At 52.2% G+C, this 26,195-nt stretch carries 23 protein-coding genes; 15 read left to right on the top strand and 8 right to left on the bottom strand.

The genetic code is table 11. The annotated features are described in order from the left end of the window. Nucleotides 1-25: 25 nt before the first annotated feature. Nucleotides 26-622, bottom strand: coding sequence for a GTP cyclohydrolase I FolE (folE, locus tag ACO08I_RS09270; RefSeq protein WP_044222602.1), 597 nt, complete (start codon nucleotides 620-622; stop codon nucleotides 26-28). 59 nt (nucleotides 623-681) lie between these two features. Next, nucleotides 682-1,092, bottom strand: a complete 411-nt coding sequence (locus ACO08I_RS09275; RefSeq protein WP_044222600.1) for a 6-pyruvoyl trahydropterin synthase family protein — start codon at nucleotides 1,090-1,092, stop codon at nucleotides 682-684. Between the two features lie 220 nt (nucleotides 1,093-1,312). Here ACO08I_RS09275 and ACO08I_RS09280 point away from each other — a divergent pair, with 220 nt between their 5' ends. From ACO08I_RS09280 to ACO08I_RS09300, 5 genes are read left to right on the top strand one after another with little or no spacing between them, the layout of a single operon-like run. Next, nucleotides 1,313-2,395 carry a sensor histidine kinase gene (locus ACO08I_RS09280; protein ID WP_044222598.1) on the top strand — a complete coding sequence of 361 codons (1,083 nt, stop codon included), beginning with the start codon at nucleotides 1,313-1,315 and terminating at the stop codon, nucleotides 2,393-2,395. Next, on the top strand, nucleotides 2,392-3,126 hold the full coding sequence (locus tag ACO08I_RS09285) for a LytR/AlgR family response regulator transcription factor (protein ID WP_044222596.1): 735 nt from the start codon (nucleotides 2,392-2,394) through the stop codon (nucleotides 3,124-3,126). Before ACO08I_RS09280 ends, ACO08I_RS09285 begins: the two co-directional genes overlap by 4 nt. 3 nt (nucleotides 3,127-3,129) lie before the next feature. After that, complete coding sequence (locus tag ACO08I_RS09290) at nucleotides 3,130-3,996, top strand: fructosamine kinase family protein (RefSeq protein ID WP_421949143.1); 867 nt, start codon at nucleotides 3,130-3,132, stop codon at nucleotides 3,994-3,996. 14 nt (nucleotides 3,997-4,010) lie between these two features. After that, nucleotides 4,011-4,427, top strand: coding sequence for an acyl-CoA thioesterase (locus ACO08I_RS09295; RefSeq protein WP_421949144.1), 417 nt, complete (start codon nucleotides 4,011-4,013; stop codon nucleotides 4,425-4,427). Further along, entirely contained in the window at nucleotides 4,414-5,406 is a 993-nt protein-coding gene (locus tag ACO08I_RS09300) for a YihY/virulence factor BrkB family protein (protein ID WP_282780724.1), read from the top strand. The genes ACO08I_RS09295 and ACO08I_RS09300 overlap by 14 nt, the downstream gene beginning before the upstream one ends. Here the strand turns inward: ACO08I_RS09300 and ACO08I_RS09305 are convergent, their stop codons facing one another. Next, a complete protein-coding gene (locus ACO08I_RS09305; protein ID WP_421949145.1) occupies nucleotides 5,407-6,558 on the bottom strand; it encodes a PDZ domain-containing protein in 1,152 nt (383 codons plus the stop codon). Between the two features lie 241 nt (nucleotides 6,559-6,799). On the opposite strand from ACO08I_RS09305, the gene ACO08I_RS09310 reads away from it, so the two are divergent. Continuing rightward, complete coding sequence (locus ACO08I_RS09310) at nucleotides 6,800-8,122, top strand: serine hydrolase domain-containing protein (protein WP_421949146.1); 1,323 nt, start codon at nucleotides 6,800-6,802, stop codon at nucleotides 8,120-8,122. A 13-nt stretch (nucleotides 8,123-8,135) separates the two neighbouring features. On the opposite strand, the gene ACO08I_RS09315 is transcribed toward ACO08I_RS09310, so the two are convergent. Beyond that, nucleotides 8,136-9,353 (bottom strand): MFS transporter, encoded by a 1,218-nt coding sequence (locus tag ACO08I_RS09315; RefSeq protein WP_345894643.1) that lies wholly within the window; start codon nucleotides 9,351-9,353, stop codon nucleotides 8,136-8,138. Between the two features lie 203 nt (nucleotides 9,354-9,556). Between ACO08I_RS09315 and ACO08I_RS09320 the strand changes: the two genes are divergently transcribed. From ACO08I_RS09320 to ACO08I_RS09360, 9 genes are all read left to right on the top strand, one after another. Continuing rightward, entirely contained in the window at nucleotides 9,557-10,585 is a 1,029-nt protein-coding gene (locus ACO08I_RS09320) for an ATP-grasp domain-containing protein (protein ID WP_282780730.1), read from the top strand. Nucleotides 10,586-10,606: 21 nt separating this feature from the next. Beyond that, a complete protein-coding gene (locus ACO08I_RS09325; protein ID WP_052516038.1) occupies nucleotides 10,607-11,464 on the top strand; it encodes a mechanosensitive ion channel family protein in 858 nt (285 codons plus the stop codon). Nucleotides 11,465-11,520: 56 nt separating this feature from the next. Continuing rightward, nucleotides 11,521-12,195, top strand: a complete 675-nt coding sequence (locus ACO08I_RS09330; protein WP_421949147.1) for a tetratricopeptide repeat protein — start codon at nucleotides 11,521-11,523, stop codon at nucleotides 12,193-12,195. A gap of 3 nt (nucleotides 12,196-12,198) precedes the next feature. Then, nucleotides 12,199-13,242: a hypothetical protein gene (locus ACO08I_RS09335; protein WP_421949148.1), complete on the top strand. Its 1,044-nt coding sequence runs from the start codon at nucleotides 12,199-12,201 to the stop codon at nucleotides 13,240-13,242. Nucleotides 13,243-13,258: 16 nt separating this feature from the next. Further along, complete coding sequence (bglX, locus tag ACO08I_RS09340) at nucleotides 13,259-15,499, top strand: beta-glucosidase BglX (RefSeq protein WP_421949149.1); 2,241 nt, start codon at nucleotides 13,259-13,261, stop codon at nucleotides 15,497-15,499. Nucleotides 15,500-15,505: 6 nt separating this feature from the next. Beyond that, nucleotides 15,506-16,057 carry a DUF1697 domain-containing protein gene (locus ACO08I_RS09345; RefSeq protein WP_421949150.1) on the top strand — a complete coding sequence of 184 codons (552 nt, stop codon included), beginning with the start codon at nucleotides 15,506-15,508 and terminating at the stop codon, nucleotides 16,055-16,057. A gap of 3 nt (nucleotides 16,058-16,060) precedes the next feature. After that, complete coding sequence (locus tag ACO08I_RS09350; protein WP_421949151.1) at nucleotides 16,061-17,047, top strand: aldo/keto reductase; 987 nt, start codon at nucleotides 16,061-16,063, stop codon at nucleotides 17,045-17,047. A gap of 30 nt (nucleotides 17,048-17,077) precedes the next feature. Beyond that, nucleotides 17,078-17,572 carry a gluconokinase gene (locus tag ACO08I_RS09355; protein WP_421949152.1) on the top strand — a complete coding sequence of 165 codons (495 nt, stop codon included), beginning with the start codon at nucleotides 17,078-17,080 and terminating at the stop codon, nucleotides 17,570-17,572. A gap of 101 nt (nucleotides 17,573-17,673) precedes the next feature. Then, complete coding sequence (locus ACO08I_RS09360; protein ID WP_282780741.1) at nucleotides 17,674-18,567, top strand: Rpn family recombination-promoting nuclease/putative transposase; 894 nt, start codon at nucleotides 17,674-17,676, stop codon at nucleotides 18,565-18,567. A 31-nt stretch (nucleotides 18,568-18,598) separates the two neighbouring features. Here the strand turns inward: ACO08I_RS09360 and ACO08I_RS09365 are convergent, their stop codons facing one another. From ACO08I_RS09365 to ACO08I_RS09380, 4 genes are all read right to left on the bottom strand, one after another. Continuing rightward, nucleotides 18,599-20,725: a Tex family protein gene (locus ACO08I_RS09365; RefSeq protein WP_421949153.1), complete on the bottom strand. Its 2,127-nt coding sequence runs from the start codon at nucleotides 20,723-20,725 to the stop codon at nucleotides 18,599-18,601. A 55-nt stretch (nucleotides 20,726-20,780) separates the two neighbouring features. Further along, entirely contained in the window at nucleotides 20,781-21,452 is a 672-nt protein-coding gene (locus ACO08I_RS09370; RefSeq protein ID WP_421949154.1) for a class I SAM-dependent methyltransferase, read from the bottom strand. Nucleotides 21,453-21,554: 102 nt separating this feature from the next. Next, entirely contained in the window at nucleotides 21,555-22,865 is a 1,311-nt protein-coding gene (locus ACO08I_RS09375; RefSeq protein WP_282780747.1) for a RagB/SusD family nutrient uptake outer membrane protein, read from the bottom strand. A gap of 26 nt (nucleotides 22,866-22,891) precedes the next feature. Continuing rightward, nucleotides 22,892-25,984 (bottom strand): SusC/RagA family TonB-linked outer membrane protein, encoded by a 3,093-nt coding sequence (locus tag ACO08I_RS09380; RefSeq protein WP_282780749.1) that lies wholly within the window; start codon nucleotides 25,982-25,984, stop codon nucleotides 22,892-22,894. Nucleotides 25,985-26,195 lie beyond the last annotated feature (211 nt).

Below are 26,195 nucleotides of genomic sequence, written 5' to 3' on the forward strand. Positions count from 1 at the left end.
ATTATGCTCCTGAAGGAGCCTTCTTTCAATGCAAATCGGCACTGACCAGGTTTAAAAATTCTGCCCGGGTCTCCGCCCTTTGGAATTCGCCGGTAAAAGCAGAGGTGGTCGTTACTGAATTTTGCTTTTGTACGCCGCGCATCATCATGCACATGTGGCGGGCTTCAATCACTACAGCGACGCCCAGTGGGTTGAGGGTCTCGTGTATGCAATGCAGAATTTGATCCGTCAGGCGCTCCTGTACCTGCAGCCGCCGGGCGAACACATCGATCACCCGTGGAATTTTGCTTAATCCCACGATGTAGCCGTTGGGAATATACGCCACATGCGCCTTTCCAAAAAATGGCAGCAGATGGTGCTCGCACAGGGAGTACAGTTCGATATCTTTTACCAGGACCATTTCGCTGTATTCTTCCCGGAACATAGCAGACTTCAGTATCTGTTCTGCGTCCTGTTCATAGCCCTGTGTGAGAAACTGCATAGCTTTGGCAGCCCGCTCCGGAGTCTTGACGAGCCCTTCGCGGCTTACATCCTCCCCCAATTGCCCAATGGCAGCCTGGTAAAGCCCAGTCAGGGCTTCGGTAGTTGCTTGATCGTATTCCTCTGATTTGTGAAAAGACATGCCTGTTTGAGTTGATTCCTAAGAAGAACGCCGATAACAGCAAAGGGTTGTCTGCAAGGCTACTCGCCATAGTATTCAGCGAAGATGTTTTCGGTCTCGTACAGCTTGATGCAGTGCAGCTGACAGCCTTCCAGCAGGGGCTCCAATTGCTGCCAGAACAGGATGACGAGGTTCTCAGTTGTTGGTTGCATACCTTCGGGGATGAAATCAACATCAAGGTTAAGGTTGCTGTGGTCTACTTTATCCACAATCGACGACTTGATGAGCTTACTCAGCTGTTTGACATCCACGATAAATCCGGTGACCGGGTCCGGTTTACCCTTGACGGTTACGAACAGGTCGTAGTTATGACCGTGCCAGTTTTTATTGGAGCATTTGCCAAACATCGTCTGGTTTTTCTCCTCACTCCAGCTATCGACCCATAGTTTGTGGGCGGCATTAAACCGCTCTCTTCTAGTCAGATAAACCATAGTGGCTTTTGCAGTTTTTATCGATTTTCAGCGGCATTCAAAGCCTGTTGAAACAGAACCGCAAAAGTACAAATATTTCTGTTTCTTTAGTGCCCTGCCCGCACAAAGTCGATGACCAGCCTTAATCTGTCTACATTTTTTGATGCCAAACGGGCATTAGCCGTATATTGGCAATGCATTTTCGGAAAGCATAACGACCAGCAGACTTGCAGCAATAACTATGGAAAAACATTTCCAGACCTCCAGAGCTGACCGTATCTACCAGGTACTCACACGGCGTGAAGTATACCACAGCTTGTTTTGGCTGATGGTGCTGCTGCTGCTGACGGTGTTTGAAAATACCCGGCAAGGCTTTTGGTTTACGCTAAGTAATGAAGTAATCAATATCCTGTTTTATGGTGTCATCGTTTACTTCAACCTCCTCTACCTTATCCCCAATTACCTGACCAAAAAGAAATTTTTGACCTACAGCGGGCTGCTTATCCTTGCCACGCTGATCATCACCCCCCTGAAAGTGCTCGTATTTTACTTCAAATTCAGCAAATTGCCTCAACTGCAGGCCGACCTGCTGGAAAATATGAACTGGTACTTTCTGCTGACCTTTTTCATTGCCGGTTCTTCAACCGTCTTTAAAATCATCACCGACTGGCTGCGGCACTTGCGCGAAAAACAAGAGTTGCAGACCCAAACCATGCAGTCTGAGCTGCGTTTTCTAAAGTCGCAGATCAACCCGCACTTCCTTTTCAACACCCTCAACAACCTTTATGCCCTGACCCTGAAAAAGTCGGACGAGGCACCGGAAATTGTGCTGAAACTTTCGGAAATGATGCGCTACATGCTCTACGAGTGCAACGAAAAGCAGGTCCTCTTGAGCAAGGAGGTCTCCTACATTCGTAACTACCTCGACCTGGAGCGCATCCGGCAGGGCAAAAACGCCCAAATCAACTTTGAAGTCAACGGGCGCATCAGCGACCAAAAGATCGCGCCCCTGATGTTCATCCCCTTTTTGGAAAACAGCTTTAAGCACGGGCTGAGCAGCCGCATTGACGAAGGCTTTGTGAATATCGTATTGAATGTTGATGAAAATAACGTACATTTCTACATTGAGAACAGCAAGTCGGATGCGCCGCCCAGCCGGGACCCCAGCCGCCCCAGTGGTGGCATCGGCCTGGTGAATATCCACCGGCGCCTCAAGCTTTTGTACCCGGACCACTACGAACTAGACATAGAAGACAGCCCCAACACTTACGCTGTAAACCTCATGCTCGACATCGAGCCTCATACCAAAAAATTGGAAGTATGATCAATGCAATCATTGTCGATGATGAACCGCTGGCACAGGACGTGCTGGAGACCTACATCGAAAAGATTCCGGAAATAACCCTTGTCCAAAAGTGCAGCAACGCCCTGGAAGCCAACGAAGCACTAAAGTCTAAAGACGTTGACCTCATGTTCCTCGATATTCAGATGCCGCAGCTTACCGGCGTGGATTTCCTGAAAACGCTGAACAAACCACCGGTCGTCATCTTCACCACCGCTTATCCTAATTACGCTATTGAAGGGTTTGAGCTCAATGCACTGGACTACCTGCTGAAGCCTATTTCCCTGGAGCGCTTTATGAAAGCCACCAACAAAGCCATCGAGCAGATTGAACTGAAGCGAAAAGGCAATGCGGCCGAAACGGCACCCGCTGCTGCCGATGACCCCGGCTACATCTTCGTTAAAGCCGATAAGAAACTGGTCAAAATCCACTACCAGGATATCATCTACATCGAGGGGCTAAAGGACTATGTCATCATCCGGCAGGAAAATTCCCGGGTCATCACTCTGCAGACCATGAAGAGCCTGGAAGACAAACTGCCTCAGGGCACCTTTAAGCGCATTCACCGAAGCTACATCGTAAACATCGAGCGCATTGATGCCGTGGTGGGCAATATGGTGGAAGTGGTGGAGAAGGGACAGGCTAAGCATCTCCCTATCGGCAAAAACTACCGGGACGAACTGCTCGATATTGTCAATAAAAACCGCTTGTAGATTTTGCTGTCAGATGCCATTCTGCAAGCCTGTATTCAAGCTACCGGGTCGCCAGTGGAGCGCAGCCAGCCGGTGAGTGGTGGGAGTATTAATGCTGCTTACCGCCTGGAGACCTCAAAGGGCCACTTCTTCCTGAAGGTCAATGATGCCCCTCAGGCCGGTGCCATGATGGCTGCCGATGCCTATGGATTACAGTTGCTTAGGCAGGCGGGCCCGCTGAGCATACCGGAAGTGATCCGGCAGGGCACGGTGGACGGGCAAAGCTATCTTTTGCTGGCGTTCATTGAGGAAGGAAAGGCTACTGCGGCTTTTTGGCAGGCCTTTGGCGAAGGGCTGGCCAGGCTGCATCAACATACCGCCGACACCTTTGGGCTTGACCGGGACAACTTCATCGGCAGCTTGCCGCAGCGCAACCAACGGCATGCCAACTGGGCCGACTTTTACCGGGAAGAACGCCTGCGCCCGCAAGTCCGGACAGCTACACAGCAATATTTGCTATGGCCGGGAGCCGAGGCGCAATTCAGCCGCTTGTACGAGCGATTGCCCGACCTTTGCCCCCAGGAGCCACCTGCCCTGACCCACGGCGATCTCTGGAGCGGCAACTTTCTTACCGCCGCCGATGGCAACCCGGTCCTGATTGACCCGGCCGTCAGCTATGCCCACCGGGAGATGGACCTGGGCATGTCGCTGCTGTTTGGCGGGTTCGCTCCGGCATTTTACGAAGCCTACGAGCAAGCCTACCCTACCGCTCCCGGATTCAGGGAACGCGCCGGCCTTTACCAACTTTACTATCTACTGGTCCATGTCAATTTGTTTGGCCGCAGCTATACCGGCTCGGTGCAGGAAATTGTCAACCGATGGGCCCGCTAATGCACGACAAAAACATGTACAGCCACGAATTCAAAAAGCGGGTACGCTACGGCGAAACCGATCAGATGGGTTACCTCTACTACGGCAACTACCCGCAATACTACGAAATAGGCCGGGTGGAAATGCTGCGGTCCCTTGGCCTGACCTACAAAGCTATGGAAGAAGAACAAGGCATACTCATGCCAGTCGTTACCATGAACATCCGCTACGTACGGCCAGCCCATTACGATGAGCTACTAACCATCCGGACAACGCTGCGGCAACGACCGGAGCGCTTCATCACCTTTCACATGGAGTTGTTCAATGAGCTCGGCAAGCTAGTCAACGGGGCTACCGTAAAGCTGTGCTTTGTGGATGCGAAGTCGGGCAAAACCATTCCGGCACCTGAACTGTTGGTCAACCAATTGAAGCCTTACTTTGAAGAAGCCTAAAATAGACATAGAAGCCATACAGCAATGGTTGTTCAACCTGCCCATCGTCAAGCAGGTGATCGAATGGTCGCAGCACAACTCTCTACCGGGGTTTTTTAAGGTCCCCCTGTACGATGTGATTGTATTCATTCAGAATGAGCTGAAGCGCAATGACCTGTTTACCCGTTCCTATGCCATTGCCTATAACTTCTTTCTTTCCATTTTCCCGTCCCTGATTGCATTCTTCACCCTCATCCCTATTTTCAAATGGGCATTGATACAATACTTGCCGGAGGGAGAGAATTTTGATATTTATCTGCGTACCGAGATTCAGCGCATCCTGCCCGGTGTGACGGGTGAACGCCTATTCTCCTTCGTGGACGACATCACCAATAATCCACGGTTTGGGCTCCTCAGCATTGGTTTTATTTTTGCCATTTACTTTGCCTCCAACGGAATGATTGCGCTGATGCGCGGCTTTGACAAGTCTTACAACAAAACCTTCAAAAGCAGGAATGCTTTCAAAAAGCGCTTCATCGCAATAGGCCTGACTTTTTTGATCGGTGTGCTGCTGATTGCTGCAGTGGTACTGATTATCCTGGGCGAGTTCCTGCTTGGGCTGTTGAATGACTTTATCGCTCTGGACAGCTTTACCAATATCACCATTCAGCTGCTGCGCTGGCTGGCAATTCTGCTGGTATTTTACATGGGCATTGCGCTGATCTACCGGTATGGGGCCGCTGCCAAACGGCGGTTTGCCATCTTTTCGCCGGGGACTACGCTGGCGACTATTTTATGCATCATCTCATCTCTGGCCTTTTCTTTTTATGTCAATGAATTCAACACCTACAACGAGCTCTACGGCTCGCTCGGTGCCATCATCGCATTGATGCTTTGGATACAAATCAACTCCCTCATCCTGCTCATTGGCTTTGAGCTGAATGCGAGCATTGCCGTCAACCGCGACCTAAAAAAGCGCATCCCGGCCAAAGAGGTGTGATTACTGCCGGATTTCTATCTTCCTGACCTGACTTTTCCCACCCTGCGTGACCTCAAGGAAGTAATTATCAGAGCCATTCTTCAGGAGGTTGATCCGGTCCCTGAAGGTTCCGGAAAAGCTGCCCAGGTCGAAATCGTATACGACCCGCCCCCTTGTATTGAATACCTTTACCCGAGTTGGGCCGCTACCTGGTAATTCGAAGCTCAGCTCAAGTACCTTCTGATCAAAATCGGCACCAAAGTAAAAGTTACTGACCGGCAGGGACTGATCTGTTTTAAGACCAAGCCCATACTGCCGGTTGGCCTGTTGCACATCGTTGCGGTCCATGCTTTGACTGAGCAGTTTACGGCCGTTCCTGTCCTTGATGTAGGTGTCGAAGTACTTATTCTCCTGCTTTTCGGTAGTACGTACGGTAGCTGTGGCCTTGTTTTCTTCATAAGCGCAACGCGACTGAATGGGATGAGAACGTTCGATCCGGCCTCTGCCCCTCCAGGCTACAATTTCAATATCCGAGCCTACTTCTGTATCATTGATGGCGTAGGTCAGATCGGTCCAGTCCAGGATTTTATAGCCATTGATGCGCAGAATTTCATCTCCGTTTTCCAGCCCCATCTCATCTGCAGTGGAGCCCCTTACCACCTGAATGACAATTCCATCCTTTTGAGGCGCTTTGCTCATTTTCATCACGCCCAGGAAAGGGTCCTGGCAGGGGGTAACCGAGATACTTCGGCGTTCTTCATTCCGGTTGCCGAAAATAATATCCAGCCTGACCCGGCCGGTGCCCCGTTGTACGTATAGCTTGGCCCGATCGCCGGCATTATAGCGGTCGAGAATATCGGAAAGGGATTGCTCTGCTCCTGTACGATAGGCATCCACACCATAAATGTAATCCAGTGCCCGCAGCCCGGCCCGGTCGGCGGGCGTACCAGCGATCACTTTCCGAATGTAGCTGCCGTACAGGTTTTCAAAGCCCAGCGCCCGGGCTTTCTCCGGCCCAATCGAATTCAGGTAAACCCCCATGTAGGCGTCATTATCCGGCCCCATTGCCTCATAACGGTTGCTCAGGCGGTATTGAGTGCCCTGAGCATTTAGGGAAGGCAGGGTCAGCAGGCAAAGGGTCAGTATGAGTTGAAGGGTAGTAGCGGTTTTCATAGTTTTTAAATTGTCTTCATAATCGAAAGACAGGGCCATTTATTTTAGGTTGCAAAGCCCTCGCTTCCTGATTCTGCTGCAAAATCCAGTGTTTCATTTCAGCCTTGATTAAGAAGGCTTCTAATGTCCTCCAGCTGTTTTGTCCTGCTCTCAGGCACAGGCAAAGTATCGCTTACACGCCAAACAGCCACTGTTTCTCATCCATAAAGGCGGAATACAATTAAAACGACGAACAGTGGAAATGATGTACAGAGCTCTTTTACTAGGTTGTATACTGATTGGAGGCACCAGAGTTATCGCGCAGGACTGGACCGTAGCGCTCGATTCGGTTATGCACCTCCTTGCCAAAGAAGACTTTTTTGACGGACAAATACTGATTGCTGAAAAAGGCAAAGTGTTGTTCAATGAGGCCTATGGAGACCTGCACGTAGACGGAGAAAGTCAACCCCTAACTGAAGATACGGCCCTACCTGTGTTCTCTGTGGGCAAATCCTTAACCGCCCTATCGGTTATGCTCCTTGAAGCCGAAGGGAAGCTTCGGTATGAGGACCCTGTCCGCAAATTCATACCTGAGCTCCCGTATGAAAGTGTGACCATACGGCACCTGCTCACCATGACGAGTGGGCTGCCTCGTTTTTTAGAAACTGCACTAAAATATGCAGACACCACCACGGTGATGAGCAATCCGGGCATTCTGGACCTTGTCGCGCGGCATCAGCCGGAAGCAGGTGCGCCGGGTGTCAACTTTCAGTACAATAACGCCAATTACATTCTGCTGGCTACAATCGTGGAAAGCGTTTCAGGCCTTCCCTTCGGGACCTTTTTGGAACAAAGGATTTTTCAGCCCATTGGTATGCGCCATACCCAAGAAACAGCGCCTTTTTTACCGGACAGCCTAAAAGGGAAGCCGATTACCGCAGACCATTTCTTCCGGCCATATGGTACGGGGACGGTGGCTACTACAGCCACAGATTTATTCCTCTACGATCAGGCACTATATAACGGGCAACCTTTAAGTCAGGCACAATTACAGGAAGGCTTTAAATGCATGAGGCTGAAAGACGGCAGTTACAGCAACTATGGCTTCGGATGGCGGATCGTGAATTGCGATACGCTACAGGAGGTCTATCACGTAGGTGACGGCCCGGGCATGCGGGCAAGCTTTCAGCGCCAGTTAAGCGACCAGCAAACCCTCATTTATTTGCATGTGGGATCAAATGTTTACCATCAGGCGGTGTACGAAATAGTCCGGGCTATCCGCAAAGGGGAGCCCTACGTGTTGCCCCAAAAAAGATTAAGGTATAATATTGATACCGCTCTGTACGACAAGTATATCGGAAGCTACCTTTCCAATTTTGGGCTCATCCATATCTCCACTTCAGAGGGCAGGCTTTTTCTAAGGCCTGACGCGATTCCGGGAAAAGAGGAGCTCATCCCTTCCTCTGACACGACCTTCTACTTCAAAGGCCAGAACCTGTCCTGGGAGTTTTTCCTGAATGAGCAGGAAGAGGTCATCGGTTTCGGAATAGAAGGCGACCGGGAAAACATGGGCATTAAGCAATGAACACGGTGAACCGTTACCCTGGCGACAAACGCCCCCGGACCAACCGCACGGCCAGCAGCAAACAAAGGATCATCAGGAAACCACTGCCGATGTAGGGGTATTGGTAATGCAGCCCGTACAGCCATCCCCCCAGAAATGGGCCTACTACCCTACCGAGGGAACCCACTGACTGCCCCAGCCCCAGAATACGCCCCTGTTCTTTTTCCGAGGAGTTCTTCGATAACAGGGAGGTGATGGTAGGTGTCAGTGCGCCATTCGCCAGCGCAATCAGTACGATGGCCAACAGTTCAAGAGGGATAAAGTATTGAACGGGTACAAAGGGTAAAGACGTCAGCCCAAAGAACATCAGTACATACCCGGCAACCAGCAGAGTGCGGTCGCCGAAGGTCTTCGAGGCCCAGCCGACCAGTCCGCCCTGAACGATGGCTGTGATGACCCCCAGGAAAGCAAAGGTATACCCCACCTGCTCTTCATTCAGCCCGTAGTGTTCCTCCCACAGCAGGGTGACCGAAACCGTCATGAGCGAAAAGGCCGTGATGAAAATAAAATTAATGATCAGCAGCTCATTGACCACCGGTTTTTTTAATCCATAGCGGAAATCAGACAGCGGGTTCTCGAATAGCGGGCCCGTCTCAGATTTGGGCTCCTCCAGGCTTTCTGACAACAGGAAGTAGGCCATCAGCAGATTGATAGCGGAAAGCGCGGCGGCAACGTAGCCCACGTATTCAATCCCAAAGTTACTTTTCAGAAAACCACCCAGGGGCGGCCCGAAAATAAAGCCCAACCCAAAGGCTGCACCGATAATCCCAAAGGCCTTCGCCCGCTTATCGGGCGGTGTGATATCACTGATATAAGCCTGGGCAGTGGAAATGTTTGCTGAGCCAATACCCGCAATAATACGAGCGGCAAAAAGCAGAAAAAGGCTGGCAGCGTGCGCAAAGATCACATACCCCAATCCGGTGATAAAAATACTGATGAGCAGGATGGGCTTCCGGCCTTTGCGGTCACTCAGATTCCCCCAAAAGGGAGCCACCAGAAACTGCATAAAGGAAAAGCTCGCTGCTACCAGACCAATAACCATACCCGAAGCCCCCAATTCATTGGCATAAATTGGCAGGATAGGGATGATCAGCCCGAAGCCCAGCAGGTCTATAAAAATGGTAACAAACAAAACGAGTAGTGGCGATTGCTTCATGCATTTCCCTTTTGGTGAAAGGTACGGAATTTGAATCCGTTTGGAGTTTTTGGCCTAACGAAACCCACTGCCCTTCCCGCTGAAAGAGCGGTGGCAAGGCAGGTTTGACAAAGGTATGGCAAAAGCCTTCTCCTGTTAATGCTCTACCCTAACTAATTCCTTGTGTTTTTTGCTTGCTTTTTTCCGGAAAGTAATACAATTTGACCCCGATTTGCGTGATCAATGCGCAAATGATAACAATGAACAGAAAACTAAGCGTGCTGGTCCTCACCGATCACCGCAACCACACGGAGCATAATTCCGTCTACGCCCTGTGCAGCGCCCTTCGCCGGCAATCGGGCATTGCTCACGTCCACGTGGCCAGCCGGGGCAATTCGGCTAATGCTGCTTTCTTCAACGATTACACTTCCACTCAGGTCCGCGCCTGGGCATTAGACGGGGAGATGCACTTTGATCATGCTGCCTATCGGTTTCAGCAGGAGACTGTTCCCGCCGACCTCAATGACTATGACTGGATATGGCTGCGGCTGCCTCACCCTATCCCCGAGGGCTTCTTTGAATTCCTTTGCTCCGTGTATCCTGAAGAACGCATCTTCAACCGCCCTTCCGGTATCATGGAGACCAGTACCAAGGCTTTTCTGACCCAATTCCCGCAGTGGAGCCCGGATGTACAGCTCTGCCAGTCTATGGAAGACGTATGGGAAATGCAGTCGCGCTACCCTATCGTACTGAAGCCCCTGCATAGCTACGGCGGGCAAGGCATTCTCAAAATCAAGAACGGCAAGGTCTACAATGAGCCTAAACCGGTCAGCCTGCGGTCCTATCGGCAGGTGTTGGAAGCCGGGTTTGAACAGGGCGGCTTCCTCGGCATGCGCTTTCTGAAAAACGTCAAAAAGGGCGACAAACGCATTGTAGTCGTCAACGGGCGGATTTTGGGCGCGGTGCTCCGTATGCCCCCCAAGGGTTCCTGGCTCTGTAATGCAGCTCAGGGCGGACAGGCAGTATTGTCAGAGCCGGACGAGCGGGAGCGCCGGATGGCCAGGGAGCTATCCAAAGTGCTGCTGCCCAAAGGCATCGTTATGTTTGGCATGGATACCCTGGTCAACGATGAAGGCCTGCGGGTATTATCGGAAGTCAATACCCTGAGCATCGGTGGAATTAAGCCTATGGAAGACCTCTCTGGCAAGCCCATGGTCAGGCGGGCTGCTCATCAGTTGGCCCGATACATGCAGGCAAGCACAACTCAACCGCAGACGGCAACGTTCTAAGGGTATCACAATTAATTGATTATGCCCTTTTTTAGTAAGGGAGGGTTGAAGGTAACACTTCGAGCTCTGCTGCTTGCTGCACTTATTGCTATTCGGATCAACCTTCCTGCCGCATCTTACCTGGATGATCCGTGGGCAGCCCATGCCAGCCTGGTGATGGGGTTCATTGTCTTCGCTCTGAGTGCAAGCCTTGCCGTAGCTATCCTGAGTTACCTGTACCGCCGCAACAAAAAACTCCCCTCTTCTAAGAACGATAACGTCCTGCTGGGCTTACGCAACATCTATTACATCGTGCTCACCGGCGCGGCTATGATCACTATTCTGGGTTTCTGGAATATTGACCTGAAGACCCTTTTTACGACCCTGAGTATTGTGGCAGCTGCCATTGCCATCATCTCTAAAGACTATGTGTCGGAAATTATCAGCGGTATTATTATCAGCTTTTCCCGGGAGGTTACCATCGACGATTATGTAAAAATCGGAGAGCACAAGGGGAAAATTATAGATATCAACCTCACCAAAATTGCTCTGCTCAATGAAGATGATGATGTGATTTTCATTCCCAACAACAAAGTCTTTTCCAGCGAAATTGTCAACTACACCCGGCGCGAAATCAAAAAGGTAAGCATCGAGTTTGAAGTCCTGACGGCGGCCATTGAGACCGTAGAAGAACTGGAGTCAGACCTCATCCGGTCTATTCAGGAATACGAAGCCCATATTGAGCCCCAGAGTTACAACCTCAAGGTCGTGGATATCCGCAAAGACAGCGTGAGCCTGAAGTTCCAGTACGTTCTGCGCGAGATCAACCGGGACCTGGAGCGGGAAATCCGCCGCAAAACGGTACGGCGGGTCGTCAACTATATCAAAGGCACAGCCTGAACAGGGCACTAAAAATTACCAGGAATTTTGTATTATGGCGATGCAAAATACAGGCTATGCAAAGCCCCAACCTTCCCAATTCAAAAACCATCAGGGCTATCCTTGGAGATGGCCGGCTGAAAGAGGCCGTTGAGCGGTTACAGTTCAGTGCCGAGCAACAGCAATGGCTGCCGGTTGCCTTTGCCGCCCGTCAGCTCAGTGCCGAAGTCCGGGGACTGGATGGAGAAATCTGGCAAGCCCCCAGGCCCGATGCTGAATCACTGGAAGTGGAACGGCAACAGCTCACCAGAAAAGCCGAACAGCTGTTGCAACAGTTCAAAGCCTGGGAAAAAGACCCTGACGGACAGGCCAAAGCTTTCGATACCGCTCACCGGGAGAAAATCGACTTGTTCCTCCTCGGCATCAAAACGCGCCGGGAAGGCAAAGCTCCGGAGGCTATCCGCGTTTTCACTCAGGTGATTCAAAAAGAACCGGCATTCACAGAGGCATACGTTGAGCGGGCCGCCCTGCTCATGCAGCAGCCTGCCCCGGACTGGCAGCAAGCCCTCGAAGACCTGAATACAGCCCTGCGCATTTCCCCCAACCACCCGTTGGCACTTACGAACCGTGGCTATTTGTATGTCCACTTCTACCAGGATCTACATCAGGCCTGCGCAGACTGGAAAGAGGTACAGCAGATGGGCTTCCCTGTTGCCGATGCCTTAATCGAACAGTATTGCAAAAACCGATAACCTATGCGACTACCCTTTTTACTATTGCTTACGGCATTCCTACTGCAGGCTTGCAGCGGTGGCGGTGGAGCCCCAACAGCAGCCCCGCCTGGCCCGGTAAACATGGATGACCTGGCCCGGTATATCGTCACAGCAGAAAGCGACAAAGCCATTGTAGTGAACAACGCCAGCCCATTCGGCAATCAGGCCATTAGGCGGACGGTCATTTCTTCTGCTGATGACTTGCAGCGGATAGGGCAAATCAGCTCCAATACCCAACTGGCGATCCGGTTTTCCAAAAACGCTACGCCTGCCCAAATGCGGCAGTTGGCACAGTATGGAAAAACGGCTTTGCGCAACCCCAAAAATGCCGCTGTCCTTGGCGCCCTCCTCGCAACCGGTATTGTGGCAGGCTATGAACTTCTCGAAACAGAAGACAACGATCAGCCCGCTGCTATTATACCGCAATCTGGCACAGGAGTAGCATACGCAGATATCGGCCAGCTGGCTTCCAAAGAAGAAATCATCAGCGGTTTAAAAAACTTCAAAATTTCCCAGCAAATCCTCGATGCGGTCTCCGCAGAGCTTAGCCTTCCTGCCAGGCAATCCACACAGCGCACAACTCAATCGCTGAAACTTTCCACGGACAAGCTGAATACCAAAGCTTTTCTGCCCCCTGTTGCCAGTGCAGAAGCACGCCTTGAAGAGGTTAATTTTTCCCGTTCTTTCCGGGATGGCACCGTATATTTAAATATTTCCATTGCCGGGCAAATCACCAACCAAACCCGGACGATTGTAAAAGCCCGGTTCTATGATCCCGCTGGCCAACCATTACTGCCCCCCCGCTCAGACTATACTGATGATAGCGGCCGGGTAGAAGTCCGCCGGGAATTAATCGGCGTTATTTCAGGGAATAAATTTCACCAATTCCCGATCTCTAAGCCGCTGTCACTATCTTTACCCATCACTGCTTTACCCAATCCGGAAAACATAAAGTGCCGGATTGAAGTATGGCATAAAAGTTCAGGAAAACTACTCGCCGCATCGGCTCTAATACCAATTTCATAAAAACCAGGTTACTTCTATGCAAAAGACACTCCTATCTATACTGGCGGCAGCATGGCTATGCGCTGCACAGGCACAAACCGACAATATGGATCAATTTATCGAGGACCTGCTCTCCAAAATGACGCTGGAGGAAAAGGTAGGGCAAATGAATCAATACAGCGGTTTTTGGGAAGCCACAGGGCCTGCCCCTTCCGCCGGAAATGCCAAACGTAAATACGAAGACCTCCGCAATGGCCGGGTAGGCTCCGTACTGAATGTACGGGGCGTGGAGGAAGTCCGGGCGATGCAAAAGCTGGTCGTTGAGGAGTCCCGCCTGGGTATTCCGTTAATTTTCGCTTCCGATATTATCCACGGCTACAAGACCCTGGCCCCCATCCCATTGGCAGAAGCCGCCAGCTGGGACCTGAAAGCCATTGAAGCCTCCGCCCGTATGGCTGCCACTGAAGCTTCAGCAACCGGCGTCAGCTGGACCTTTGCCCCCATGATGGACATCTCCCGTGATGCCCGCTGGGGCCGAGTCATGGAAGGCGGTGGGGAAGACACCTACCTCGGCAGTGCTATTGCTGCCGCGCGAATCCAGGGTTTTCAGGGCGAAGACCTCAGCGCCAACAACACCATCATGGCTTGCGCCAAACACTTTGCCGGCTACGGGTTTGCCCAGTCTGGCCTGGATTATTACACCGCAGACATAGGTACGGCAACCCTGCACAACACCGTCCTGCCTCCATTCCGGGCCGCCGTCGAGGCAGGCGTGGGCAGCTTTATGAATGGCTTCAACCTCCTCAACGGACAGCCGGTGACCGGCAGCAGCTACCTGCAAAGGGATTTGCTGAAAGGCGATTGGGGTTTCGATGGGGTGGTGGTCTCGGACTGGGCCTCTATTGCCGAGATGGAAGAACATGGCTACTCTGAAGACCTGAAGGCTGCAGCCAAGCAAGCTGTCACGGCAGGTTCCGACATAGATATGGAGTCCTACGCTTACATCAATCACTTGCAGGACCTCGTGGAGTCCGGTGCCGTTAGCGAATCCCTGGTTGATGACGCCGTGCGCCGTATCCTTCGCGCAAAGTATAAGCTAGGGCTGTTTGAAGATCCATACCGGTATTGTAACGAGGAGCGGGAAGAAGAACTCCTCTACAATGAGGCTCATCAGGAAGCAGTCCTGGATATGGCTAAGAAGTCGATTGTACTGCTCAAAAACGAAGGCAACCTGCTCCCCCTGAAAAAGGAAGGCCTTAAAATCACCCTGATCGGACAGCTCGCCAATGACAAAACCAGCCCCCTCGGCAGCTGGCGCATCGGCTCCGATGATGGCACCGCTGTCTCCGTCTTAGAAGGGCTTTCTGCCTATGAGGGCAATGAAGTCACCTTTGCAGAGGGGCCAAAGCTCTGGGCCAACGAGCCCACTTTCGTCACCCCTGTCGAAGTTAACACCACCGACCGGACCGGTATGGCGGAAGCGATTGAGGCCGCTCAAAATGCCGATGTCGTCATCATGGTACTCGGTGAACATGGCTTTATGAGCGGAGAAGCCCGCAGCCGTACCGATATCAGCCTGCCGGGCCTGCAGCAGGAGCTTTTGGAAAAAGTCTACGAAAACAATCCCAACGTTGTGCTGGTGCTCAACAATGGCCGCCCACTGACCATTCCCTGGGCTGCAGAGCGCATCCCGGCAATTGTGGAAGCGTGGCAACTGGGTTCTCAAACCGGCCATGCCGTCGCCCAGGTACTTTACGGCGATTACAACCCGAGTGGCAAGCTGCCAATGACCTTCCCCCGAAATCTCGGACAGGTCCCCATCCACTACAACATGCACAATACCGGCCGCCCCAATACTAAGGGAGATGTCTTTTACACCCATTATATCGACTCGCCCCTGAGCCCGCTTTTCCCATTTGGCTATGGGCTAAGCTATACTACCTTTGCCTACGATAACCTCCGGACAAATCTGCGTGGGCAATCCGTAGAGGTAACGGTTAAGCTAACCAATACCGGCGACCGGGCCGGGGAAGAGGTTGTTCAGCTCTACATCCGGGACCGGGCGGCAAGCGTGGTGCGCCCCACCAAGGAACTGAAAGGGTTTGAAAAACTGATGCTCCAACCCGGCGAGAGCCGAACGGTTGCCTTCCGGCTGACCCCACAAGAGCTGGGCTTCTACATGCCTGATGGCCAATTTGTCACCGAGCCTGGCACTTTTGACATCATGGTGGGCCCGAATTCCAGTGACCTGCTACAGACGACTATTGAATGGAAATAACCAGCTATGCCGAAGTACATCGCTTTGCTGCGTGGCATTAATGTCAGCGGGCAAAAGAAAATCAAGATGGCTGACCTGCGGGCACACCTCAGCGACCTGAAGCTGGGCGACGTGCAAACCTACATCCAAAGTGGGAATATTACGTTCGAAAGCCCGGCTGCCCCTGATGGACACCTCGCTGCTGCGATTAAGGGGAAAATCCTGGAAGCATACGGTTTTGAGGTCCCTACGCTGGTGGTCAGCTCAGAGGAGCTGCAACATGTGGCAGTGGGCAACCCATTTCCGCAAGCTGCGGCCGCTGATCCTGCCCGTATGTTGGTGACCTTTTTGGAGACTGTCCCGGAAGCGGAGGCGGCTAAGGCCTTTACCAGACTGTCCTTCCCCGATGAGCACTTCGAGCTTAAGGGCAAAGCCGTGTACTTGCACTGCCCAAAAGGCTACGGTCGTGCCAAACTCAACAACAACTTTATAGAACGCAAACTGAAAGTGCCCGCCACCACCCGCAACTGGAAAACCATCCTAAAGTTGCTGGAGATGACCGGGCAAACACAACCTTGAAATATGCAATACCGAACCTTGGGAAAGACCGGATTCAACATCTCCACCATCAGCCTGGGCACCTGGCAGGTAGGTGGGAAATGGGGAAGCGGTTTCGACCATGACCTCGCACAATCCATCCTGCGCAGTGCCATCGATCAGGGCGTCAACTTCATCGATACTGCCGATGTGTACGAAGCCGGTGAAAGTGAGAAAGCTGTGGGCAAAGCGGTCCGCGAATCCCGCGAGCGCATCTACGTGGCCACCAAATGTGGCCGGCAGATCAATCCTCATGTCAGCGAAGGCTATACGCCAAAAGCGCTGCGGGGTTACGTGGAGGACTCTCTGCAGCGCCTTGGGCTGGAGCAAATCGACCTCATACAGCTCCACTGTCCACCTTGGGAAGTCTACTATCGCCCGGAAATATTCGGCCTTTTTGAAGACTTAAAAAAGGAAGGGAAAATTGCTCACCTCGGTGTCAGTGTGGAAAAGGTGGAACAAGCAATGAAAGCGCTGGAGTACAACAACGTCACTACCATACAAATCATTTACAACATGTTCCGGCAGCGCCCGGAGGAACACTTTTTCGAAGCGGCGAAGGCAAAAAATGTTGGAATCATCGTGCGTGTGCCCCTGGCCAGCGGCCTGCTGACCGGGAAGTTTTCCAAATCCTCCACCTTCGGAGCAGGCGACCACCGCCACGGCAACCGCAATGGGGAATGGTTTGACAAAGGGGAGACTTTCGCGGGCATACCGTTCGAAACAGGGCTGGAAGCGGTAGACAAAATCGAAGGCTTTTTGCCGGCAGGCTACCCCCTCACCCATGCGGCCCTGCAATGGATCCTGAGCCGCCCGGAGGTGAGCACCATCATCCCCGGTGCATCTCGTGCCGAGCAAGTTGACAGCAACCTGGCGGCAGCCGAAGCAGCACCGCTAAGTGATGACGTACTAAAAAAGATACAGGGGCTTTACGAAGCGGATATCAAGCCGCTTGTGCACCAGCTTTGGTAGCCCTTTTGTTCTCAACACATTACTGAACATATGAGCCGTGTCATCTACATCATGGGCGTTGCAGGAAGCGGGAAGTCAACCATTGGCGGGCAGTTTGCCGAAGCCACAGGTCTCCCCTTCTACGACGGGGACGATTTCCACCCCGATGCCAACGTCGAAAAGATGACCGCAGGACAGCCGCTGACGGACGAAGACCGGGCAGACTGGCTGGCAGCCATACACCGGTTCGTTGTCGAAAAACTCGAAGCGGGGCAGTCCCTTGTGCTGGCCTGTTCTGCCCTAAAGGCCCGGTACAGGGCCACCCTCAGCGCCGGTATTGAAGCCCAAACCACCTGGGTCTACCTGGAAGGCAGCTACAACCTGATCAAATCACGGATGGAAGCCCGAAAGGACCACTTCATGCCCCCGGCCCTGCTGCAATCTCAATTTGATGCGCTTGAGCCGCCTGCTGATGCGGTGGTATTGAGTATTGATGCGGCTCCGGAGGTATTGGTGGAGCGGTTAAAAGAACAGGTTCTACGGTAAGTGCTCGTATCTGTTTCTTCCTGAGTGGATAAAAAACACTTTAAAAAACAAATAAAATCAAATAATATGGTTTTATTTGTTTCCTTTTCGTATCTTGCAGAATGGAAAAGCTCTCTCGCTCCCACGACGGTTTCTTTCGAAAACTGATGTCTGAAACATCCAGGGTAAAGCAATACCTTAATGCCTATTTGCCTGAGCCCATCAAAAGGATGATTGTTTTCGATACACTTGAACTTGACAATGACTCTTACATTGATGAGAAGTTAAAACAATCTTTTTCTGACGTGGTCTTCAAAGCTGAAACGGATGCTGGTATAGGAATAAATCTCTGCTTCCTATTCGAACATAAAAGCTATATTGATGAAAAGGCTCCATTCCAAATGCTGCATTATGTAAGTAGTGCAATGCTAAGAAGAGCAGAAAACAAAGAGCCACAGAGGCTAATCCTCCCAATTTTATTCTATCATGGTAAAGATTCGTGGAAATATCAAACCATCTTTGACCACTTTCCTGAACTTAGCGACGCTTTGTCCTGCTATTTACCCAACTTTGATTATATTTATCATGATCTGCAACGGCAATCAGATAAAGACATCGAAGAACGATTTGATTCAGTAACAGCTGCAAGTTTTCTTGCTCTCAAGCATTACCATAATCGAGCCTATCTGGTAGATCGGATGAGATTCTTTCTCTTAGGAAGTATAGATGAAGATGGGAACTTGTACAAACCATTAATCGTTTATTATCTGAATAAAATACCAGGCGAAATAGAAAAAATTGAAGTCATTATGAGTGAAATTCCCGCAGCACAGCAACCAGAATTTATCAGCGCGCTAGATGCTTATGAAAACAGGGGCGCTGATAAAAAGACAAGGCAAACCTGCATAAATATGATTCGGCTTGGCATGGAAATTAACTTGATATGTGAAGCCCTTGAAGTTGATGAAGACTATGTGAAAAACGTAATTAATGATTTAGATCAAAATACCTATTAGGCAGTATTCTTCCCCTCTCTGAACTAACAACCTACACCGCCTTCATCGACAACTGCACCCGGCCCCGCTTCAGGTCCACGTCCATCACTTTGACCATAACCTCCTGATTCAGGGTGACCACATCGGCCGGGTTTTTCACAAACTTGTTGGCGAGCTGACTGATGTGCACCAGGCCACTCTCTTTGATCCCGATATCCACAAAAGCACCAAAATTGGTGATGTTATTGACGATGCCCGGCACCACCATGCCGATTTCCAGGTCATTGATGGTATGAATATTGGCGAACTCGAAGGTTTTGGCGGTACCACGCGGATCAAGGCCCGGCTTTTCCAATTCCTTCATAATGTCGTTGAGTGTCGGCAGGCCTACCGTCTCGGAAGTGTAGCGCCGTAGGTCGATCTGCTTCCGCAACTTTGGCTGATCGATCAGATCTTGTACCGTACAGCCCAAATCTTTAGCCATCTGCTCCACAATCGGGTACGTCTCCGGGTGCACAGCCGTATTGTCGAGTGGATGCTTACCCTCCCGTATGCGCAGGAAGCCCGCCGCCTGTTCAAACGCCTTTTCCCCCATGCGCGGCACTTTGAGCAACTGCCGGCGGGACTGGAAGGGTCCGTTTTCAGACCGGTAAGTCACGATATTTTTGGCTAGCGTTGGCCCCAGACCAGATACATAAGTAAGCAGGTGCTGACTGGCCGTATTCACGTTGATGCCCACGGAGTTCACCGCGCTTTCCACGACCTGATCCAGGCTTTCCTTTAACCGGGTCTGATTGACATCGTGCTGATACTGGCCTACGCCTATGCTTTTGGGGTCAATCTTGACGAGTTCAGCCAGCGGGTCCATCAGGCGTCGGCCAATAGAGACTGCGCCGCGCACGGTCACATCCTCATTCGGGAACTCCTCGCGTGCGATTTCAGAGGCGGAGTAAATGGACGCTCCGGCTTCATTAACTGAGAAAATATCCAGCTTCCGCCCAAAATCAGTTGCCTGGCAAAGGCTAAGGGTTTCCCGCCCCGCCGTACCATTGCCCACAGCAATAGCTTCTATTTCAAATTGCCGCACCAAATGCTTCAGAGTCTCCATCGCCTGGTACTGATCCTTTTGAGGCGGGTGAGGATAGATGGCGGTGTTGTCCAGCAGATTGCCACTTGCATCCAGCACCACCACTTTGCAGCCGGTACGGAACCCCGGGTCGATACCCAGGGTACGCTTTTGCCCGAGGGGAGCAGTCAGGAGCAATTGCCGGAGGTTGGTAGCAAATACGCCAATCGCTTCCTCATCGGCCTGTGCTTTGGAGAGATTCCGGAATTCCGTTTCTATGCTTGGGCTCAGCAGGCGCTTGTATCCATCCTGCACCGCCTCCTTCACCTGCCGGGCAGCACTGCCGTTGCCCTCAACGTACTTGCGCTCCAGGCGGTAAATGGTATCGTCTTCATCGGGCGTCACATACACCCGCAGGATACCTTCCTCCTCTCCCCGGCGGATGGCGAGCATGCGGTGGGAAGGGCATTTCTTCAGTGGTTCCTCAAAATCGAAATAATCGCGGTACTTCGCGCCTTCCTCTTCTTTGCCACGCGCCACCTTAGAGCGGATGGTCGCCTCCCGGCGAAAGGCTGCCCGCACGAGATTACGGGCCTTTTCATCTTCATTTATCCATTCAGCAATGATATCCCGCGCGCCCTGCAAAGCTTCTTCCACATTGGGCACCTCATCATTCAGGAAAGGCGATGCGGCCCGCTCTGCATCCCGGTCCTGTTGCCGGAAGAGCTGCTCTGCCAATGGCTCCAATCCTTTTTCGCGAGCCACAGAAGCCCGGGTTTTGCGCTTTCGTTTATACGGCAGATAAAGGTCCTCCAGCGTAGTACTGTCATAAGTCTGCTCAATGCGGCGGCGCAGGTCATCGGTGAGCTTGCCCTGCTCTTCAATAGCCGACAGGATGGTTTCCTTGCGCTTTTGGAGGTCTTCCAGTTGCTTGTGCTCCCGCTGTATTTCAGCAATCTGCACTTCATCAAGCGAGCCTGTGGCTTCCTTACGATAACGGGCAATGAAGGGGATGGTAGCCCCGTCCACTAAGAGCTCCAGGGTGTTTTTGACTTTGCGGATGGGCAGCCCGGTGCGTTCGGCCACCAGCTTCAGGAGGATATCGGATATCATTCGGTATCGGTTTTTTGCGAAGGGCAAATGTAAGCATCCTCCGCTAAACCCAGGCTTATTTTCCAGCTTCAATAAGCAGAGAAAGGGGAGAGGAAGCCTCACCCACGTATACCTCTTCCCATTTAAATTCTTTAAAGCCAGCACGTTGTAGCATTTCCTGCCAGCCCGCTTTAGTCCAACGGTACCAGGCGTAACCCGACTGGAAAGACCGCTTCATAGCCGACCAGTCTTCAGTGGCCCAGCTGCCAGGCGGTGCAGCCATGGGGTAATCCGGATGCAACGTTTGGATGACCCAGCGGCCTTTCGCTGTAAGCAGGCTGTGCACCACCTCTGCGAGCGCAACGGTCAGGTCTTTTCCAAACAAGGCGAAATTGCAAACCGCCAGGTCATAGGGGGGGGTCAGCCCCTCAGGCAGCCCACTGAGCAATTTTTCATAGGAACAGGTGAGGTATTGAGCTCCGCCTTTGCGCTGTGCATTTGCAATCAGCCCCGGAACACCATCCAGGCCGGTCATTTCCACCCCAGCTTCAGCCAGGGCCCGGCACAGCCAGCCTTCCCCGCACCCAATATCCAAAGCACGTTGGGGTTTCAGGCTAAGGCAGGCATCCACTATCGCTTGATTCGTTGCCAGTGCACGGGAGGGGATATCTCCGTTCTCCAGTGTTTCAATCCATGGCTTGGCATTAAGCTGCCAGGTTTTAAGGATGTCTGTTTCAGAATACGCCATATTGGTAGCATTAGAGCGAGGAACAGCGGACGAAAATAACGCCACTGTTCCCCGCCTTTTAACCTATAAATATTGTGAAGTCCCTTCTAAAAAAACAGCTGTTTAAATCTCGGGGTCTTCCGGTGTGTTGGTGTTGTTGGCCCGCTCACTGTCCGGATACGGATAGAAATTGCGGTTGCGCTCTTCATTGTCTGTATTGGGAGCCGGGCGGCCGAAGCGGCGGCTGTCCTCCAGGCGCAGCCCGGACATCATCAGCTCAATACACCGATTGGCATAGATGGCATCAAGTACCGCCTCCTGCGTTTCTGCTCCAGTGTAAGCATTAAGGCCGGCACCTACCCCGAAAGCATCCTCGGTGGGCTGTTTGGTCAGCACCTCGTTCAGCGCATCAATAGCCTCTCCTACCATCCCCTTGCGGGCAAGCGCCTCGGCACGGATGAGGGCCATTTCCCCAGGCAGGTACACCGGGATAGCCTTATCTGGTGCATCCCAGAACGCCGCCGCACGGAAATCGTTGTTGTCAGGGGTCAGGTTCTGAAAGTAAAACGGCAGGCGCTGATCGCCAGCATCCGGTGCCAGCCCATCAGGCAGCCCGAGGGTGAGGTCGACCGGCTGATAGACGTTGTTGGTTAGGATAGAGACAAAAGCGATGGGGTTGGTATTGACCGCATCGTAAGCAAAAGTGGACATGGAGGACAAGTCGACCCGGTTCGCGGCTTCAATAGCCGCGTCGTGGTTGCCGAGCATGTTATGGTAACGCGCCAGTAGTGCATTGATGGTGTTGATAGCGTCAATACTAGCAGGGGTTTTGTCCAAAAACGCAGCGGACACCGGTGCTGCGTTGACTGTGCTGCGTGCCGCTTCCAGGGCTGCGATCGCATCTTCCAGCGCCGCTTCACGGGAGCTGAACACCGCATTCTCCGCATTTGCCAAAGGCAGCTGCTCAAAAAACTGAGCCAGGGTGCCATTAGCCAGCGCCTTGAAAATCGCACCAGTTGCGATTAGCCCGGAGCGCACCCCGGCATCCGGGATTTTTTCTGCATTCACCAGGATCTGATCTGACTCATTGCGGACCAGCAGGGCTTCTTCCCAGAGATTGGACACCACGCCGTTGGTACCGATCAGCTCATCTTTACCAATGGACAAGGCGTTCTCCTCACTGTTGCCCGGGTTGATGAGGCGCAGCTCGAAGGTCGTAAAACCAGCGGCTGTCACGGTAGTATAAACCGGGCTCTGCCGCCCCACACTCCAGCGTTTTTGAATGCCTACTGCCAGGCCGATGAGGCCATCAGGGCTGTTCAGCACCTGATCTTCGGTGGCAGCGCCGGGATTGGTAAAGTCTGTCTCACAGCTGGCTAAAAGCATCAGGGCCATTAACAGGCTGCTGAGGGTTTTATATCTTGAAATCATCATAGTTTGCTTTTTCTGGTTCTACAGGTTTAGAAATTGGTACGGATGTTCAGGGTGTATACCCGTGGAATGGGCACATTACCGAAGTTGACGTTCCGCATCAGGTTACTTTGCCCACCGGCATTGGTCTCCGGATCGTAACTGGTGAAGTTGTCAATAGAGAAGAGATTGCGCCCCCCCACAGAAATGGTGGTATTGCTCAGCACACCGCCAATATCCGGGATGGTGTAGCTCACAGACAACTCCCGGAGCTTAGTAAAGGAGCCGTCAGAAATCCGCCATTCCAGGATGGGGTACATGGCCCAAATCCAGCCACGCGGCAGTTCGCCGGATAGTTCCTGCTCAGCGTATTCACCGATACCTACGCCCTGACGGGTCCGCTTGTCGGCGTCGAATACGTCCTGCCCTTGTACGCTCTCGATTACAGCTGTAATTCCGAAGCGCTTGTAGTTGAAGGTGGTGCTACCGCCCAGGATGTAGTCGGGGTTAGGGTCACCAATAACCTGCTGAAGAGGCGTACCTGTTGGCTGCCCGTTAGCATCCCGCTGTGGCATATTGGTAGCAGCATCACCCCGCTCCTGTTGCAGGAAGCCTTCGGGGGTAAGCAGAGGGTCACCGTTGTCGTCACGGGCAATATATGTTCCAAAGAATACGCCCAGCGGCTGATCATCAACCAGGAAGATCGGTGCACCGGTTACGTTAGGCACCGCCGTACGCGCCTGCCCGAGGTTCGTGACGCGGTTGCGGTTGCGGGAGAAGTTGAGGGAGATATCCCAGCTGAAATCGCGCTTGCGGATAGGCGAGCCATAGAGCAGGACTTCCACACCTTTGTTTTCAAGCGACCCTACATTAGTTGTAATGGCGCTACCACCCTGAGAAGCGGCCAGCGAACGGCTCACGAGGAGGTCGTCAATATCCTGATTATACCAGGTAAATGACATACCAATACGGTCTTTCAGGAAGGAGACATCTGCTCCGATTTCTGTTTCTGTATTCACCTCGGGGCGCACATCCGGGTTGGCCAGAGTGCTGCTTTGGTTGATAGCTACGCTGCCTGCAAGGTTACCGGTGTTATAGGTAGAGAAACGGGCGTAAGGCCCGATGGCCGTCAGGTTACCTGCCTGCCCCCAGGAAGCACGGAGCTTGAAGAGGCTGATAGTCCTGCCCAGTCCGCTTTCCTGCCAGAAAGGCTCACTGGATAAGACGTAGCTGGCACTCACCTTAGGGTAAATAATATTGCGGTTGTCTTCGCTAAAGGAGCTGGCTGCATCCACCCGGGCTGCCGCAGTCAGGAACAGGCGGTCGTTCAGCCCAAAGGTTTGCTGCAGGTAGTAACCCCAGATGCGCAAGCGGTCAGTATTGGCCGCCGGGTTGAGAATGATACTCGCACCATTGACCGTTTCCACAAATGGCGCCAGCCCGCGGCCCTGGGCCACCGAGAACGCATTCTGAGAATACTGGTCAGAGAAGCCTGCTTTGGTAATGGATACCAGGCTGCTGCTAATTTCCTTCTCATAAGAGATATTGATGTCGTTGTTGATCAGGAAGACGTTGTTGTTCGCCGTGGAAGCATAGCCATCGTCGAAGTAAGTAGGATTGACCGGAGCGTATGGATAAGGAGGGATGAAGATATTACCCTCCTGATTGTACGCGTCTACCCCGACTATGTAGTCGATTGTCAGGCCTTTAAGCGGGAAAAGTTTGAGCTGGAAGTCAGAAATAGCCCGGTTGACCGATTGTGTGATGTCAAAATCTTCGATAACGCTGAGTGGGTTCACCCGGGTAGGCTCCACAGACTGCAGATTGCCCAGCTCATCCCGCTGCGTGATATCCCAGATGTTGTTGGTAATATTGAAGGCATTGATTGGGGACCAGAAGACGTTGCCGTCCGGCCGTTCGTTGGAAAACGAGTTGTTATAATTCAGCCCGATGGAGAAGCTCGCCCAGTCGTTTACCGACTGATTGAAGCGGAAGCGGGCACCATAACGCTGAAAATCCGTATTGCGGATGATGCCCTCATTGAGGGTATACGACAACGATGCATAATAATTGGACTGCTCATTGCCGCCGCGTACCGAAAGGTGCTGATCAGTGCCATAGCCGGTATCAAAGATCTGATCCTGGTAATCGTAGCGGGTCACTGGTACTTTCTCTGTGGAGAAATTGGCGCCAACGGTAAGGTTTCCGTCCGCGTTTGTCCCTGCAATAGGGTAAAGGCGCTGATCAGCGCTGCCGAACTGTTCGCCCCTCAGGTTTACGTAAACCGGCTTGCGTAGCTCGTTAACGTTAAAACCGGAAGAATAGCTAAATGAAGGCTTACCGGCCTTGCCCCGCTTGGTGGTAATGAGCACCACCCCATTGGACGCCCGTGAGCCGTACTGAGCCGCTGCCGCGGCACCGTTGATAACCGTAATATCAGCGATATCATTCGGGTTAATATCTGCCAGTCGGTTGGTGCCCGGCTGGGAAGCGCCGCCGCCGGCATTGATATTGGTTACATTGGTGGTATTGTTGCTGATAATAACACCGTCGATAACGTAAAGGGGTTCCGAAGACCCCAGGAGTGTACTTGCCCCCCGCAACTGCACGCTGAAACCACCGGCAGGGTCTCCAGAGTTTTGCGTAATACGTGCGCCTGGAAGCTTACCCTGCAGTGCGCCCGTCACCCCCTGTGGGTTAGCGACGGTGAGCTTATCAGACTTCAGCACATTGACCGCGTTGCCGAGCTGCTTGCGCTTAGTGGTTACGGAGGAGCCTACTACAACGACCTCCTCCATGTCCATGACATCATCGGCCAGGCTGATCTCCAGCGTAACTTCTGGTGCCGCTGCGCTGATGGCAAACGTTCGTCTTACCGGTGTGAAGCCCACATAGGTAACCTGAAGTTGGTACTCCCCTGCTTCGGCTTCTCCTTTAATGGCAAACTGCCCGTCAATATCGGTAACCGCGCCCATCGCCAGCCCTTCCACAAAAGCAGAAGCACCAATAAGCGGGTTGCCGTCATAGTCTTGTACGGTGCCACTAACCGTGAAGTTGATTTTCTGCGAAAATGCCAGAAGTGGCAGCCCCAGCATGAGGAGCATCAGTAGCGGCATCTTCGCCTTGAGTAGGCTTTGTTTCATAATCTGTTGTTTTTGTTAATAGCGATTGGTGTAAAGTGTTATTTGGTATTGATTCTAAGCCTTGCCCGAAATGCGGTATTTTATTGAGCCATACCGCCAATTTCAATGCATAATACAGCAAATAATTAAATTTAATGCCATTTTGTTTGCAACTTTATGCAAGTTTTTAAGAAAACATAGTGCCCCTACACTCGGGATCAGGCTATTCAAT

The sequence above is a fragment of the Phaeodactylibacter xiamenensis genome (assembly GCF_965229835.1).
GTDB lineage: Bacteria > Bacteroidota > Bacteroidia > Chitinophagales > Saprospiraceae > Phaeodactylibacter > Phaeodactylibacter xiamenensis.